The sequence below is a fragment of the Streptomyces sp. NPDC047072 genome (assembly GCF_040643855.1).
Classification (GTDB): Bacteria; Actinomycetota; Actinomycetes; order Streptomycetales; family Streptomycetaceae; genus Streptomyces.
The window spans coordinates 21,101-36,996 of record NZ_JBEYVC010000059.1 but is presented as its reverse complement, the minus strand read 5'-3'; the positions used below and the strand labels follow the sequence as shown (position 1 = coordinate 36,996).

13 protein-coding genes are annotated in these 15,896 nt (G+C 70.7%); 6 read left to right on the top strand and 7 right to left on the bottom strand.

The features are described 5' to 3' along the window. Positions 1-102: 102 nt before the first annotated feature. Positions 103-900 (bottom strand): alpha/beta hydrolase, encoded by a 798-nt coding sequence (locus ABZ896_RS24520; protein WP_360932876.1) that lies wholly within the window; start codon positions 898-900, stop codon positions 103-105. Between the two features lie 201 nt (positions 901-1,101). Between ABZ896_RS24520 and ABZ896_RS24515 the strand changes: the two genes are divergently transcribed. The 3 genes from ABZ896_RS24515 to ABZ896_RS24505 all read left to right on the top strand — a co-directional run bounded on the left by ABZ896_RS24515 (position 1,102) and on the right by ABZ896_RS24505 (position 3,111). Further along, complete coding sequence (locus ABZ896_RS24515) at positions 1,102-1,695, top strand: TetR/AcrR family transcriptional regulator (protein WP_360932873.1); 594 nt, start codon at positions 1,102-1,104, stop codon at positions 1,693-1,695. Positions 1,696-1,790: 95 nt separating this feature from the next. Continuing rightward, positions 1,791-2,480 (top strand): type 1 glutamine amidotransferase domain-containing protein, encoded by a 690-nt coding sequence (locus tag ABZ896_RS24510; protein WP_360932870.1) that lies wholly within the window; start codon positions 1,791-1,793, stop codon positions 2,478-2,480. A 103-nt stretch (positions 2,481-2,583) separates the two neighbouring features. Further along, the gene (locus ABZ896_RS24505) at positions 2,584-3,111 is read left to right on the top strand and encodes a hypothetical protein (protein ID WP_360932866.1); all 528 of its coding nucleotides are present in this window, start codon (positions 2,584-2,586) and stop codon (positions 3,109-3,111) included. 113 nt (positions 3,112-3,224) lie between these two features. Here ABZ896_RS24505 and ABZ896_RS24500 read toward each other — a convergent pair whose 3' ends face one another. The 4 genes from ABZ896_RS24500 to ABZ896_RS24485 form a co-directional block, all read right to left on the bottom strand. Beyond that, entirely contained in the window at positions 3,225-4,580 is a 1,356-nt protein-coding gene (locus ABZ896_RS24500) for an MFS transporter (RefSeq protein WP_360932864.1), read from the bottom strand. 47 nt (positions 4,581-4,627) lie between these two features. Further along, complete coding sequence (locus ABZ896_RS24495; protein ID WP_360932861.1) at positions 4,628-5,842, bottom strand: PLP-dependent aminotransferase family protein; 1,215 nt, start codon at positions 5,840-5,842, stop codon at positions 4,628-4,630. Next, positions 5,826-8,999: a BTAD domain-containing putative transcriptional regulator gene (locus ABZ896_RS24490; protein WP_360932858.1), complete on the bottom strand. Its 3,174-nt coding sequence runs from the start codon at positions 8,997-8,999 to the stop codon at positions 5,826-5,828. Before ABZ896_RS24490 ends, ABZ896_RS24495 begins: the two co-directional genes overlap by 17 nt. Before the next feature lie 415 nt (positions 9,000-9,414). Further along, positions 9,415-11,976, bottom strand: a complete 2,562-nt coding sequence (locus ABZ896_RS24485; RefSeq protein ID WP_360932855.1) for an FAD-dependent oxidoreductase — start codon at positions 11,974-11,976, stop codon at positions 9,415-9,417. A 194-nt stretch (positions 11,977-12,170) separates the two neighbouring features. On the opposite strand from ABZ896_RS24485, the gene ABZ896_RS24480 reads away from it, so the two are divergent. Genes ABZ896_RS24480 through ABZ896_RS24470 form a run of 3 tightly spaced genes read left to right on the top strand, consistent with a single transcriptional unit; the run spans position 12,171 to position 13,612 of the window. Next, the gene (locus ABZ896_RS24480) at positions 12,171-12,890 is read left to right on the top strand and encodes an alpha/beta hydrolase (RefSeq protein WP_360932852.1); all 720 of its coding nucleotides are present in this window, start codon (positions 12,171-12,173) and stop codon (positions 12,888-12,890) included. Then, a complete protein-coding gene (locus ABZ896_RS24475) occupies positions 12,890-13,087 on the top strand; it encodes a 2TM domain-containing protein (protein WP_360932851.1) in 198 nt (65 codons plus the stop codon). Before ABZ896_RS24480 ends, ABZ896_RS24475 begins: the two co-directional genes overlap by 1 nt. Positions 13,088-13,120: 33 nt before the next feature. Further along, the gene (locus tag ABZ896_RS24470) at positions 13,121-13,612 is read left to right on the top strand and encodes a DUF4188 domain-containing protein (protein WP_360932848.1); all 492 of its coding nucleotides are present in this window, start codon (positions 13,121-13,123) and stop codon (positions 13,610-13,612) included. Positions 13,613-13,664: 52 nt separating this feature from the next. Here ABZ896_RS24470 and ABZ896_RS24465 read toward each other — a convergent pair whose 3' ends face one another. Both ABZ896_RS24465 and ABZ896_RS24460 read right to left on the bottom strand, forming a co-directional pair. Then, complete coding sequence (locus ABZ896_RS24465) at positions 13,665-15,077, bottom strand: HAMP domain-containing sensor histidine kinase (protein WP_360932846.1); 1,413 nt, start codon at positions 15,075-15,077, stop codon at positions 13,665-13,667. Beyond that, positions 15,074-15,808 (bottom strand): response regulator transcription factor, encoded by a 735-nt coding sequence (locus ABZ896_RS24460; protein ID WP_360932843.1) that lies wholly within the window; start codon positions 15,806-15,808, stop codon positions 15,074-15,076. The genes ABZ896_RS24465 and ABZ896_RS24460 overlap by 4 nt, the downstream gene beginning before the upstream one ends. Positions 15,809-15,896 lie beyond the last annotated feature (88 nt).

Here is a 15,896-nt window from a genome sequence, read left to right as displayed (position 1 = left end):
GAACACCACGAAGGCCGCGGCCGGGCCGATCACCCAACACCGTCGGCGGACCATCGTCCGCCCCAGGTGCTCGACCATCGGCATGGCCGCCCCGTCCTGGTGTCAGCGCGCGGCGCGCTTGATCACGGCGGTCGTCGCCGCGGGCTGCGCGATCATCGCGACGTGCGAGGCGTCCGCCTCGAAGGTGTGTGCGCCGGCCCGGCGTGCCATGAACCGCTGCGCCGCCGGGGGCAGCACCTGGTCGTCGCGGCCCACGAGATACCAGGACGGAATGCTCTTCCAGGCCGGGGCGCCGGACGGCTCCCCGAGGGTGCGTACGTCCGCCGGGCGCTGGCCGGCCCACATCAGCGCGGTGGCCGGCCTCGGCAGGTCCCCGGCGAAGACGTCGTGGAAGAACTCCTTCTTGATGTAGCCGTCGACGAGACCCTCGCCGTAGGGACGGAAGTCCAGCGCCGCCTCGCTGAGCCTGCTTCCCGGGTACTTGGTCTGCAGGCCCAGCAGCGTCTCCCCCTGGTCGGGCATGAACGCGGCGACATAGACCAGCGCCTTCACGTTCGGGTTGCCGGTCGCGGCGTTCGTGACGACGATCCCGCCGTAGGAGTGCGCGACGAGGACGAGCGGGCCGCTGAGGGGCGCGAGGATGCCGGCGAGATAGGCGGAGTCGGAGGCCACGCCGCGCAGTGGGTTGGGCGGAGCGATGACCGGATAGCCGTCGCTGATGAGCCGGGAGGCCACCCCGTTCCAGCCGGAGGCGTCGGCGAACGCGCCGTGCACGAGTACCACGGTGGGTTTCCGGCCGCCGCCGCTTCCGGTGTGTGCCTGTGCGGCGGGCGCGTCGAGTGCGGCGCCCAGTACGACCGCGGCGGATCCGGCCAACAGACCCCGGCGAGTTGTCGTCATCGATGTACGCCCTTCGGTATCCGGTGCTCTCGGTGGTGATCGCCGGTCAGCGTAGGGACGCCGACTTGACGAGCACTGAACGGAACTCCGGGCGGCTGCCGGGGGTCGCTTCACCACCAGTTCCGTCGTTGTCAACCTGTCGGCGGTGCCGCTCGCGGGCGGTTCTAGACGACTGGTCTACTCGGGTGTTACGGTCTCCGCATGCCAGCCGCCACGCGCACCACGGACACGCGTCGGGTCATCCTCGACACCGCCCAGCGGATCATGGCCCACAAGGGGTACTCCGCTGTCGGCATCAATGAGGTGCTCGCGGAGGCCGGCGTGCCGAAGGGGTCCTTCTATCACTACTTCGCCTCGAAGGACGCTTTCGGTGAAGCGATGCTGAAGGGCTACTTCGCGGACTACCTCCAGGAGATGGACGGCGTTCTCGCCCCCTCCGAGCGGTCGGCAGCCGACCGACTGATGGCCTACTGGCAGCGATGGCGGGAGACGCAGAGCATCGACGAGTGCCAGGGCAAGTGCCTGGCCGTGAAGCTCGGCGCCGAGGTCGCGGACCTGTCCGAGTCGATGCGGCTGGCCCTGAAGGACGGCACGGGCGCAGTCGTCGACCGCATCGAGCGCACGATCAACGGCGGCCTGGAGGACGGCTCCCTCTCGGTCGACGGCGAACCTCGCGAAATCGCGCAGGCCCTGTACGACATGTGGCTCGGGGCGAGCGTCATGGCCAAGATCCATCGCAGCCTGGCCCCGCTCGACACGGCCACAGCGGTGACGCGCAGGCTGTTGCACCTGTAAAAGGCTCCACGCGCGGAGGCCGCCCCGGCGCCCCCGATCCGACTGACTCTGATTTTCGCACTAGTAGACTGGTCTAATCACACAAGGAGTGTGTCATGAAGGTTCTGATCGTTCTCACCTCGCACGACGAGTTGGGAAGCACCGGCCACAAGACGGGGTTCTGGCTGGAGGAACTGGCGGCGCCGTACTACCGCTTCAAGGAGGCCGGCTGGGAAATCACCCTCGCCTCACCGAAGGGCGGACAGCCGCCGCTGGACCCCAAGAGCAACGAACCCGGCTTCCAGACCGACGACACCCGCCGTTTCGAGGCCGACCCGGAGGCGACCGACGCACTGGCGAACACCGTGCGCCTCGACGCGGTGGCGGCCGGCGACTTCGACACGGTCTTCTACCCCGGCGGGCACGGACCGCTGTGGGACCTGGCCGAGGACGTCGTCTCCGCGCGGCTGATCGAGACCACCCTCCGCTCCGGCAAGCCGGTGGGACTGGTGTGCCACGCCCCCGGCGTCCTGCGGCACACCGTGAACGAGGACGGCACTCCGCTGGTCTCGGGCAAGAAGGTCACCGGATTCGCCAACTCCGAGGAGGACGCCGTCCAGCTCACCGACGTGGTCCCCTTCCTGGTCGAGGACGAACTCACCAAGCTCGGCGGCATCTACTCCAAGACCGGCGACTGGCAGCCCTACGTCCTGCGGGACGGCCTCCTGATCACCGGCCAGAACCCGGCATCCTCGGCTCCGGCGGCCGACGCCCTGATCGAACTGGTCGACAAGGGCGACGTGTGAGCGCCTAGGACTCCCTTCACCGTCACAGGCCCCCACGTACGTGAGCGTCACCGCCGGCGTGGGGCAGCCGGTGCCCGGATGCGTCGCGTTTTTCGGGAGTTGTTTGTTCGGGGCCAGGGTCTCGAAAGCGGATGCCGGGGACGGTCTGCCGGAGGGCGACTGTCCCTCGCCCGACGGCGCCGGGACGCCGGAGGAGTTCATGGTCCGGCTCCGGCAGCTCAAGGAGTGGACCGGATTCACCTATCGCGAACTGGGGACGCGCAGCAGAGGCGTCGGGGACCAGCTGCCGCGCTCCACGCTCGCCGGCAGCCTGCGGCGGAACGCCCTGCCGAGCCAGGACTTCGTCGCGACGCACGCCCGCGCCGGCGGCCATCTCGACCTCCCGACCGCGATGGCCGCGCTCACCGGGCTCTGGCTGCTGTCCACCCGCGTGCGGATGATCAGGGGGCTGATGGGCACGATGGCGGAGGCGGTGCTGTGCCTCCAGGACCTGAGGATGTTCGCGGCCTCCACACCCGACACCGGCGAACCCCTCACGCCCGTCCGTTTCGTAGGCCACCCGCGCGGGCCGAAATCGCCGCCATCACGGAGGCGCCTTCCTCAACGAGGCGCACCGCTTCTGAGCAGATGACCGTCGGACCTCGAACCCGCCGACGCTGGGAAGGGCTGAGCGTACCGGCTAAGGAACCAGGGTGCCGGCGCCCCCATCCGGTGACCGACCCGACCGCCCCCCCAGGCGCCCCGTCACCCCGCCGCCTTCTCCTGGACGGCCGCACGCGGTGCCTCCATGTGGGCAAACTCGTCCAGGGTGTACCGGCGTTGCAGGACGATGGCGATCGTCATCAGTGCGGCCGGCAGCAACGTGAAGCCGTAGCGTACGGCCGCCAGCGCGCCGGAGGACTGCGTGGTGTGCTCCCCCGCCGTACTGGCCACGAACCCGCCCGCTGCCAGGCAGGCCGAGTACACGTACGGCCCCAGCGCGCCGCCGGTGGCCTCCGCGGCGGTCCACACGCCGGTGTAACTGCCGGCACTGGCACTGCCGTTCGACCCGGCGGCGGCGATGACGTCGGGCACCATCGACAGCGGCATCAGCTGCATCGCGGCGAACGCGACGCCCAGCACGGTCACGGCCGCGATCAGCAGGGGCAGGCCCACACCGGCGCCCAGGGCCAGCACCAGCGAGCCGCCCACGAACGCGGCCTGCGCGACGAGCAGGCTGCGCTGCTTGCCCAGACGCCGGGCCACCAGCACCCACAGGGGCGTGGTCAGGACCGCCGGCGCCATGAACGCCGCGATGAGCACGGACGTGAGTGAGGAACGGCCCAGCTCGTACTCGGCGAAGTACGGCATCGCGGCCAGTACCAGGTTCATCGTGATCGCCACGGTCAGATAGGACGCGGTCAGCGCACGGAACTGCCGGTCGCGCAGCGCCACCAGCAGCCCGCCCCGGTGCCCCGGCTCGGCCGGGACGCCCGGCGCGGCCCGGTGGAGGCGGGCGACGCCGTGGATGCCGACCAGCATCGCCACGAGCATGACCGCACCGAGCAGCAGGGCCATTCTCGTGTAGTCGCCGACGCCCGGATCGTCGCCCGCGACCACCGGCGCGGCCACACCGGCGAGCAGCACACTCACGATGATCACCACACTGCGGTAGCCCATGAGACGGGTCCGCTCGTGGTACCCGATGTCCAGGTCGGCCGGTGTGGCGAGGTAGGAGACCTGGTAGAGCGAGTAGAGCAGGTTGCCGACGACCAGCGCCACCGCGACCCAGATCGCGGCGCTCGTCCCGTGCAGGTCCGACGGCACGGCGAACAGGGCCACGAAGGCGAGGATCACGACGCAGCCGGCCAGCATCAGTCGCCGGCGGTGGCCGCTGCCCGCCAGGCCGACGTCGGAGATTCGCCCCACCCACGGGTGCGTCACGATGTCGGCGACGTTCGGCAGCAGCAGCGCGAGCCCGGCCGTGGACGGCGGCACGCCCAGCACATCGGTGAGGAAGTACAGCAGGAAGATGCCCGGCACGGTGACCCAGATGCCCATGCCGACCGAACCGGCGGCGAACGGGACGAGTGCGCGCAGGGGGAGCCGAACGTCGGTCATGAGCCGCCTCCAGGGAGTCCACCACAGGTCGTTGCTCGCGTGCGTGCTCAGCCGGAAGAGCTACGGAAGGCGAGCGCCAGTCGTCGTACGGCCTCCCGCAGTTCGTCCGGCGTGCGGTCGCTGTAGGACAACCGCAGGTGCCGGGTCGACGAGGGCCGCCGGGGGTCCGCCGCGAAGAACTCGCCCGGCTGGTAGAGCACGCCGTGGGCGGCCGCCCGCCGGAACAGCGCCGCGGGGTTCACGGCGTCGTCGGTGAGCCGCGGCCACAGGAACAGCCCGCCTTCGGGTGCTACGACGTGGAAGGCGCCCGGGAGTTGTTCCCGCAGGGCGTCGACCAGCACGCGGGCGCGTTCTCGGTACAGCGCGGCGGCGCTCTCCACGACCCGGTCGAACCATGAGGCGTCGTCGGTGAGCAGCCGTTCGACGATCGCCTGGGTCACCGAGGAGGTGTGGACGTCGAGGCGGTTGCGCAGCCGGGTCACCGGGTCCACGAGGTGATCCGGCAGCACGAGCCAGCCCACGCGCCAGCCGGGGCCGAGCGTCTTGGTGAAGGAGTTGACGTGGATCGCCCGGTCCGACTGGTTGAAGGCGTCGACGCCCTGGTCCCGGCCGTCGAAGCGCAGTTCGCGGTACGGGTTGTCGACGATCACGTAGAAGCCGTACCGCTCGGCGAGTTCGGTCAGTGCCTGTCGCTTCGGCGCCGAGAGGCTGACCTGGGCGGGGTTGTGGAAGTCGGGCACGGTGTAGGCCGCGGCGATCCGGACGCCGCCGGCGAGCCGCCGGGCGAGGTGTTCGACGTCGAAGCCGTCGGCCAGGACCGGTACCGGCAGGATCCGTGTCGTCGACACCTCCAGGGCCCACAGGAACCCCGGGAACACCGGATCGTCCACCGCGACGGTGGCGCCGCGTTCGACGACGGTCAGTACTGCCAGTCCGAGGCCGTGCATGCCGCCGTTCGTCACCACGATCCGGCTCGGGTCGACGCCCTCCCGTTTCGCGATCCAGTCGCACAGCGCGTCGGATCCGCGGGCCGGCGCGTACTGCAGGCTCGCGACCGCGGCGTCGGGGGTCTGCCACAGCCGCGCCGCGGCCTGGCCGATCGCCTCGACGGGCAGGGCCTCGGGTGCGGGGATGCCGCCCAGCAGGCGAATCGTTCCGGGGGGAGGCGCGGCAAAGCTGGCATCGACGAAGCCCTTCGGCGCCGAGAGCCCACGGGCCAGGGCTGTCAGCCCGCTCTGTGCCTCGTCAGGACCTGCGGTCATGGATGGCCTCCAGGTCCTGCGAGAGTTGTTCGGCGCGTCGTGCGAACAAGTGGGCCTCGCGTGCGGTGGATTGCGTGTGGGCGCGTTCGGCGGCGGCCCGGACCGTGGTGAGGGGTGCGCCGCGGGCCTGCAACAGGCGTGCCCTCAGCAGGAGTAGGAGCCCTTCGGCGTAGCGCTGGCCGTAGTCCCATATCGCCTGGTCGGCTCGGTCGAGAGCGGACTCGGCCCGGTCGGGCGATCCGGCTGCCAGCCACATCTCGGCGATCAGGGCGTAGTGGTAGGCGACGCCCCATTGCGGCGGATCGAGCAGGTGGGCGGCCAGGAGGTCTTCGGCCTCTGTCGCGGCGCCGGCCGGATCCTCGCCGGTGAGGGCGCGTGCCCAGCACCAGAACTGCCGGATGTAGAGGTCGATGTTGGCGGCGCGCAGCCGCACGAAGCCGGAGGCGGCCCACCGCTCGCCGGCGCGCCGTGCCGCCTCGGCGTCTCCGGCCATGGAAGTGATCATGGTCGTGTAGTAGACCCAGACCGAGGCCGCGTACGGGTCCTCCGGGGTGTCCCAGGTGTCGACGAAAGCCAGCGCCGCCTCGACATCGCCGTGCAGCGCGGTCATGACGGCCCGCCAGCCGGGCCCTTCCCCGGGGATGCTGCCGTCCCGCCGGAGCGGTGTCTCCTCGTCCGGGGCGACGGTGCCGCCGGCGGCGACATCCTCCTTGACGAAGCACCGGTACGCCTCGCCGATGTTGCCGATGTCCCACTGGTGCAGGCCCCAGGCGTGCCGGGCGTAGCGGCGGACGGCCGGATCGGAGGACACCTGGCCGAGTTCGTGCAGTCGGCGGGCCATCTCCCCGCGGCCCTTCTCGATGGAGGTGTAGGCGCCCATCATGCGGATGAAGAGGAAGTCGGCGGCCTCCGGCTCCCGGCCGAGGGTGCCGGCCAGGTATTCGGCCCGCTCCAGAAGGTCGAAGGTCGAGGCGTCGTAGCCCGCCTGTCGTCGGACGACGATGGCGAGCAACGTGAGGGCGGAGAACTCCAGTTCCATGAGTCCGGAGGCCCGGGTGACCTGTACGGCGGAGCGCAGTTGCCGGTTGGCGGACTCGAAGGCGAGTTTGGCGGCCGCGCGGCGGCCGGCGCGGATCAGCGCCTCCGCGACGCGCACGGGCTCGGCGAGGGGCCCGGCGGACCACAGGTGGTAGGCGAGGCGTTCGGCGACGTCCTCGTCGTCGGCGTGGATCTGTTCGAGCGCGTCCGCGACGCGCAGATGCAGCTGGGTGACCTGCCCTTTGGTCACGGTCTCGGAGACCGACTCGCGCACCAGGTCGTGGGCGAAGCGAAGCGAGGACGGGTCCTGCGGGTCCGATTCGAGCAGCCCGAGCGTGTGCAGCGGTTCCAGGTGGTGGAGGCAGTCCGCGACGCCCACGCCGGTGGCGCGGGACAGCAGTCTGAGGTCGACGTCGCGGCCGATGAGCGCGGCCACCCGCAGCAGGTCGCGGGCGTGGTCGTCGAGTCCGGCCATCCGGTCCCGGACGACGTCGTGGACGGTGGCCGGGACCCCGGCCGGGGCGGATGTCCCGCCGTCGCCGATCGCACCGCTCCCGCTGAGGAGCCGGGACAGTTCGCGGACGAAGAACGGATTGCCGGAGGTACGGGCGTGGATGGCGCGGGCGACGGCGTCGCCGGGATCCTGGCCGGCCTCGTGCCGGACGAGTTCGGCCACGTCGGCCGGTCCGAGCGGGCCGAGCCGGAACCTCCGGTGGCCGGGCAGCCTGCCGACGGCGGCCAGTACCCGGGAGAGATCCGAGCTGAGCGTCGGTGCGCGGTCGCGCAAGGCACCGATGATCGCGGTCCCCCGGGGCAGCCGTCCCGCCAGGTGCTGCAACAGCTGCAGGGAGGTGACGTCGGCCCATTGGAGGTCATCGAGGATCAGGAGTATCGGCCGCTGCGCCGAGGCCTGTCCGACGAGGGCGACGACCTGTTCGAACAGCCGGAACTGGGCGTTGCCGTCGGGTAGTTCACGGGGCGCGTCGTCCCGCGCCGCAAGCAGGCTTCCCAGTCCGCCGGTGAGCCACTGGTCGCCCGCCGGAGCGGGCAGGCTGTGGACGACCTGGTTCAGTGCCTGCTCCCACGGCCACATCGCCGGTGTCCCGTCGCCCTCCAGGCAGGCACCCCAGACGGTGAGTGCGCCCAGCCGGCCCGCCACGGAGGCGGCCTCCTCCAGCAGCCGGGTCTTGCCCGCGCCCGGTTCGCCTTCGACGACACCGATCGCGGTGTCGCCGGCGAGTGCGCCCTCCACGATGCGCCGCAGCGCCGCGAGTTCCTCGGTCCGGCCGAACAAGGCGGCCGCCGTGGACCGCCCGGCCTCCTCGCCCGCCACCCGCACCGGCGGCGGCACCGGGGGCTGCGTGAGAATCCGCCGCTGTACGTCCTCCAGTGCCGGCCCCGGGTCGATGCCGAGCTCCTCGGCGAGCCGGTCGCGGACCTGACGGAACACCGACAGCGCCTCCGCCTGGCGGCCCATGGCGCCCAGAACGCCGATGAGAGCGGCCAGCACGGGTTCGTTGAACGGGGCCATCGACGCGGCCAGTTGGAGAGCCGTGAGCACCCGCTCCGGTCGGCCCGTCGACACGGCGAGCTCCGCCGCCGCCGTACAGACGTCGTAGAACTCGTTGTCGAGTGCGGCGAAGACCGTCGTGGCGCTCGTCCCCTCGGCGATGCCGTCGCCCGCCGAGCCGTGCCAGAGCCCGAGCGCCTCGACGTAGTGGTCGAGGGCCGCCTTGTGATCGTGGGGCGCGGCCCTCGCCGCGTCGACTCGTTCTCGGAAGGCGACGAGGTCGAGCGTGGCGGAGCCGACGGTGAAGAGGTAGGAATGGCCGCGCCGGTGGAGGAACGAGCCGGCTTCGCGGGCGGGCAACGCAGGTTCGAGCAGCCGTCGCAACGCGCCGACGTACTTCTGGAGGATGTTCACCGCCGACGCCGGGACGTCCTCTTCCCAGATCAGGTCGATCAACTCGCTCGTGCTGACCGGCCTGCCCGCGCGGGCGAGGAGGATCGCGAGCATGTACGACTGCTGCCGAGGCCCGGGGTCCCGTTCGACGCCGTCCCGCCAGATCCGCAACGGACCGAGGATCTGCAGCCGCAGATGCCCGCCGGAGGAAGCCATGCCCACCCCACCCCTGCTCACGGCCGACCCCCATCGGCTGCGGCGTAGCCACTTTACGGTTGCTTTGCGGCCCGGGTCCATCGGCGGAGGCGACCGCCGGGCGGAACCGGCCCAGTTCCAGGGGGAGTTGTGTCGCCGTCATGTATGGCGGGTCAACGGGATGTGTCGTCCGCGAACTCGGCCAGCAGTTCCTCGGCACGACGGGCGAACAGTAGCGCTGGCCGTACGTTGCCACGGCCCGGTCCGCCCGGTCGAGCGCCGCGTCGGCCTCGTCCAGTGTTCCGGCCGCCAGCCACATTTCGCCGAGCAGCCCGTACCAGGTGGCCAGGCCCGAGCGTGGCGGGTCGCAGAGGGGCGCGACGATCAGGTCCTGCACCACCGTGGCGGCGCGGACAGTGACCGCGGTCGGCCCGTCCTACTGACCGATCACCAGGTCCTCGGTGGGCAGTGTCTGGCAGGCCAGCCGCCAGCCCGCCGCCAACTCGTCGGCGGAGAACATCCCGCGGTCGTCGGTCTCGTAGGCGCCCGAGAGCACCCGCACCCGACAGGTGCCGCAGGCGCCTTCGCCGCAGGACTGGGGCAGGGCGACACCGACGGCGTTGGCGGCGTCGAGGACCGACTGCCCGGGGCGGCACGGGAACGCCGGGGTCCCGCCCACCGTACCGATCATGAACTCGGTGACACCGGCCGCCGCGGCGGCTACGGCGATGGCGTGCGCCTTCTCCCGGCGGGACTCCTTGCTCCGGCCCGACACGAACGCCTCGGTGTGGACGGCCTCGCGCGGCACCCCCAGTTCCGCCAGGCGACCGATCAGGTCCTGCATCATGGGCGCCGGCCCGCACAGGTGCACGCGGGTCGTCGGGCCCGCGTGGGGCAGCAACTCGTCGAGGCCGATCCGTCCTGTGCGGTCGGTGGCGAAGACCGACACCTCCAGCCCCGGCAACCGGGCCCGCAGCGCTTCGATCTCCGGCCCGAACACCACCTCGGCCTCGGTCCGGTAGCTCGCCAGCAGGACGATCCGACCCGTGTGACCGGCGTCGGCGGCGGCGAGCAGGACGCTCATCAGCGGGGTGATCCCGACGCCCCCGGAGATGAGCAGGAGCGTGCCCTCTTCAGCGCCCGGCTCCCACGTGAACTCGCCGTGCGGGCCGCTTACCCGCAACGCCAACCCGGCCTCCAACTCCTCGTGCAGGAACCCCGACCCCAGCCCGTCCGGCTCGTGCTTCACGGCGATCTCGACGAAGCCGCTCTCGCCGGGACTGCTGCAGATCGAGTACGACCGTTCGATCGGCTCGACGGCGACGGGCAACTCGACCTTCACGTACTGCCCGGCGGTGAACGAGAACGGCAGCGCGGACCCGTCCAGGGGTGCGAGGCGGATCCTGCGGACCGTCGGGGTCAGCACCTCGATGCCGGCCACGCGCAGATACCCCTCCCAGGGCGTGGCCGGCTGCCGGGCCACCCCGCCGGAACCGATGGCCCGCCACATCGTCCCCAACTGCCGTGGTTTCAGGACGGCGTTCGCCGCCATCAACCCGCCCGCCAACGCCCCCACCACACCGGACCCCCAGGCGTCCTGCCCGGCCACGAACAGGCCCTTGACCGGAGTACGGCATCCCGCCCGCGCCGAGCGCAACCGCTGAGGAGTCGCCGCGAGCCCGTAGAAAGAGCCTCGCACGCTGTGCTGATAGGTCTCGAAGGACAACGGCGTCGCCAGTTCGGCGAAGGCGACCGTCTCCCGGAAACCGGGCCAGCGCTCCTCCAGGCGGGCGAGCATGCGTCCGGTCAGCTCGTCCTTGAACTTGCGGTAGCTGTCCGGCCGTTCGTGCGTCCCGCGCCATTGATCGACCACCTTGGGATCGACGAGTTCCAGCAACTCCACCGTGTGGAAACGTGCGGCCGGGTTGTTGAGCGAGGCGAACGACACGTACAACGTGCCCTCCCCCACCGGGCGTTGGGCGCTCTCCTGGTCATCGAGGTCCGGCATGAACCAGTGGTTCTCGCCGCGCAGCCCGAACTCCGCCGGAGAACGGTCCAGTCCGAGGAACAGCATGACCGCCGACCGCTCCTCGGGCAGATCGGCCAGTTCATCGCTCTTCCCGATCAGGGCGTACGTGTTGCGCACTCCCGCCGCCGAGACGACGGTGTCCGTCCGCACCCGGTAGCGGCGGCCGGTGGCGGTGTCCTCGACGTCGACACCGGCCACCTTCCCGCCCTCGACGACGACCTCATGGACTCTCTGCCGGGAGCGCAGCTCCACGCCGTACCGCTCAAGGATCTCCAGGACGACGCGGTTGAGCTCCTGCGGGCCGCCCACGGGATGTGCGGTGCCTTCCATGAAGAAGGTCAGCGGGACCGCCGCGTGATAGCCGAACGCGCTCGACGCCGGCGGAGTGCCGTAGAGCCCCCATCGCGCGGCGAGGACGGCGCGCAGCCGCGGATCCCGGAAGCTACGGGAAACCTGGTCCCGCAACGACCGGAACTCCGACGGGAAGAGCCGCTCGACGAGGGGCGCGCCCGCTCTCCGTATGCCGGCGGGCAACGAGGCGGAGACATTGCGCGCGGTCAGCCCGGCCATCGCCCAGCTGGTGGTCCGGAAGAAGCGGTCGATCGCGTCGGACTCTGCAGGGAACCGTTCCTTCAGACGCTCACGGAACCGTTCCCTCGTGGCGGGGACGGCGAAATCGAACCCCGGGAAGTGCAGGGCGTCGTAATCGTCCGGCAGCGGTGAGAGCTGCGCCCTCCCGTCCGTCATGAACCCGAGGAACGGGCCGGCGCTCGCACTCATGTAATGCAGCCCGGTACCGAACCGGTATCGCCCGGCGCGGGAGAACTCGTGCGTCATCCCGCCGAGCGTGTAGTGCTGTTCGAGGACGAGAACACGTTTCCCGCCGAACTGTGCGACCGTGCGCGCCGCCGCGAGGCCGCCCATGCCCGATCCGATCACCACCACATCGGCTTCCTCGTCCGACACCATCGGCACCCCCCAGTCATCTGTCCTGCATCGGTCCTTCGAGGCGCTCAGATTGGCCGAACCGGCTTGACGTCGACTGAATGATCAGTGAAGCGCACCGGGAACGGGGGCCCGGTCTCATTCAATTCCTGTCCAGTGCGCCGCCCTAGCTTTGCGTCGAGCGTGAAGTGGTCGTACTCCGAAGGAGAGGTTGGTCCATGGTGAGCGGGAAACCGACGATCGTGCTCGTGCACGGAGCCTTTGCCGACAGCAGCGGCTTCAACGCCGTCGTCAAACGGCTTGTCACCGACGGCCATTCCGTGGTCGCCGCGGCAAATCCCCTGCGAGGGCTCGCCTTTGACGCGGCTCAGGTCAAGGCACTGCTGGACACCATCGAGGGACCGATCGTGCTGGTCGGGCACTCCTACGGCGGCGCGGTCATCTCCACCGCAGCCGCGGGAAACGCGAGCGTGAAGGCACTGGTCTATCTGGCGGCGTTCGTGCCGGAGACAGGCGAGAGCGCGCAGTCGCTGGTCGAGAAGTTCCCGGGCAGCACCGTGGGTGAATCCCTCAAGCCCGTACCGCTCCCCGACGGACAGGTCGACCTCTACATCGACCCGAAGGTCTTTCATCCTCATTTCGCGGCCGACGTGTCGGCGGAGGAAGCCGCCCTCTACTCGATCACCCAACGCCCGGCCACCGGCGCCGCCTTGGGCGAGCCCGCCACCGGTCCACAGGCCTGGCACACGATCCCGAACTACAACTTGATCAGCGGCGCCGACAGGATCATCCCGCCGGCGACACAGGAGTTCATGGCCCAGCGCTCCGGTGCAAAGACCCAGGTGGTCGAAGGCGCTTCGCACATGGTGTTCGTCTCCCGGCCGGGTGCGACGGTCGCCCTCATCGAGACGGCCCTGCAGGAAGCGCAGGAGGCGTGATGCACAAAAGCGAAAAGGCCATGAGGTGGGGCCTGCGGATCCACCTTTTCTGGTACGTCATCGCCAACGTGACCCAGGTGATCCTGTGGGGAATCCTCACCTCCGACCAGTTCTTCTGGCCGTTGTGGTCGATTCTGGGCTGGGGAGTCGGTCTGGCGATCCATTTCTGGGCGATTCGCGCGAAGCTCCGGCCATAACCTCAACGAACCGTCTCAAGACGGAGGAGAATCATGTCCGAGAAAGTGGTCCCGGGTCGCAACACCGCCGCCGCCGAAGGCGATGTCGTCGTCTTCCACATCGGGCTGCGGATCAATCGACTGCGGGCGTTCTCCAGTTGGTTTCCGGCATTCATGTCGATGCCGCGCATGCTGCGCGAACTGTCGCAGGAAAAGTCCAGCGGACTTCTCGGTTACAAGGTGCTCTACGGCGGCCTCCGGGATTTCTACGTCGTCGAGTACTGGTCCGACAAGGAACGGCTTCTCGCCTACGCCCACCAGCAGGACAAGGAGCACCGGCCCGCCTGGTCGGCGTTCAACCGACGGGCACGTGCCGGGAAGGGGAGCGTGGGCATCTGGCACGAGACGTTCATCGTCCCGGCGGGCTCCTACGAATCCGTGTACGTCGACATGCCCGCGTACGGACTCGGCGCCGCGACAGGTGTCGTACCGGTCGGCCGGCGCGGTGACACGGCGGCCCAGCGGCTGCGGGTGGCAGAGGGGTAGGCGTCGGCCCCGCAGCCGGCCCGACGTCACGTACCGGTGCTGGTCCGCCCTGTCATCGCGCCGGTGCCGCTGCGGATCGGGACATTCGATTGCCGTGCGGTCGACGGCGGGTTACCGGACGCAGCCGGATGGCGGCGTCGAGGCCGGTGCCCGGGGCGGGGTGGAGGGTGATGGTGCCGCCGGAGGCGTCGATCAGGTGGCGGACGATGGGCAGGCCGAGGCCGGTGCCGTCGTGGTGGGAGTCGGAGGCCCGCCAGAAGCGGTCGAAGGCCCGTTCACGGTCGGCCGCGTTCATCCCCGGGCCCTGGTCGAGGACGTGCAGTTCGCCGCCCGGGACGCGGTGGAGGGTGATCGCGGTGCCGGCCGGGGAGACGCGCAGGGCGTTGGCGACGAGGTTGTCGACGACCTGCTCCAGCGCGCCGGGAATCGCCCACACCCACCCTGCGGGCGGGCCGGTGATGTCGAGACCGACGTACTGCTCGGCGGCCAACGACTCCCACATGGCCACCCGGTCGGAGAGGACGGCGTCGAGGTCGACGGGTTCGGGGGTGGTGGCGGCGTTCTCCAGGCGGGCCAGGGCAAGTAGTCCCTGCACCATACGGCCGAGGCGTTCGACCTCGCCGACGGCCTCGTCCAGGCTGGGATGCGCGCGCGGGTCGAGGTGGGGTTCGAAGTTCTCCAGGCGCAGCCGCAGTGCGGTGAGCGGGGTTCTCAGCTGGTGGGAGGCTTCGGAGGCGAACGCCTGCTGCGCTTTGAGGAGTTGGTGCAGGCGGGTGGCGGTCTGGGTGAACGAGGCGGCCAGGCGGCGCAGTTCGGGCGGGCCGGTCGTGGCGTCGGGCGGATGGGCGAGCTGTCCGTCGGCCAGTTGGGCGGTGGCGGCTTCAAGGGTGCGCAGCGGGCGGGTGATCCAGCGGGCCATGCTGAACGCGACCAGCGCCACGGCCGCCAGGACGCAGGCGCCGACGAGCGCCAGAGCGCCCCAGATGCGGTGCACGCGGGCGGTGACCTGGTCCATCGGGTAAGTCAGGCGGAGTGTGCCGCGGATGGTGGTGCCCGAGGTGCCGGGCATGGTGGCCGACACGACGTCATCGCCGTTGCCGTCGGTCGTGGTGGCGACGGTGGACTGGTTGGTCAGGGCGCGGGCGATGTCCGGCTCGGCGGCGATGCTGATGCCCGTACGGCCGGCCGGGTCGGAGTCGGCCAGGACGACGCCCTGCTTGTCGGTGACGACGACGCGGCCGCCGGTGCGCTCGGCGTAGTCGCCCGCCACGTCGGGCAGTTCGTCCAGCTGGCCCTTCTCGATGTCCTCCTCGGCGACCTCGGCGAGCATGGCGGCGTCGCGCTCCACGTTCTGGGCGGCGCGGGAGGTCTCGCCGCGGGCGTACACATAGCCGAGCGGGATCTCCAGCCCGGCCAGCACGAGCAGGGCCAGTGCGAGGTAGCTGAGCAGCAGGCGCCGGGTCATCCGGCCCCCGTGACAGGGATGTGGTCGCCGGGGACGGTCAGGCGGAAGCCGACCCCGCGGGAGGTGGTGATCCAGCCCGGGTCACCGAGCTTGCGGCGCAGCGCGGCGACGTGCGCGTCGAGGGTCTTGGTCGGGCCGAAGAAGTGCGGATCCCATACGGCGTCCATGATCTGCTGGCGCGAGTACACCGTGCCGGGATCCTCGGCGAGGTGGGCGAGCAGGTCGAACTCCCGTGGTGTCAGCGCGACTTGGCGGCCGTCGAGGTGGACCTCGCGGGTGCGGCGGTTGACAACCAGCGGGCCCAGCGCCTGCGTTCCGGCGGCCGACCGGTGCGACTCGTGCGGTGTCGCGGATCCGGTCGGCGCGTAGGCGGGCGCACCGGCGCGGCGGGTGACCGCCCGGATACGGGCGATCAACTCCCGTACGCCGAACGGCTTGGCGAGGTAGTCGTCGGCGCCGAGTTCGAGGCCCACGATCCGGTCGGCCTCCTCTCCCCGCGCGGTGATCATGATGATGGGGACGGCGCTCCGGGCGCGCAGGCTGCGGCAGACGTCCAGGCCATCCATGTCCGGGAGACCGAGATCCAGCAGCACCAGGTCCGGCGCGACATCGGCGTCGGCGAGGCCCGCGGCACCCGTGCGGACATGATCCACGGTGAACCCGTAGCGCCCCAGACCCTCGGTGAGGGGCCCGGCGATCCGGTCGTCGTCTTCGATGAGCAGCAGCCGCATGGCGCCAGGCTCGCACAGCTGTACAACGGCAGTTGGGGAGTTCACGGGAAGCCGCCTGAGGCGAAGGAGACGTACGGGACGAGAAAGG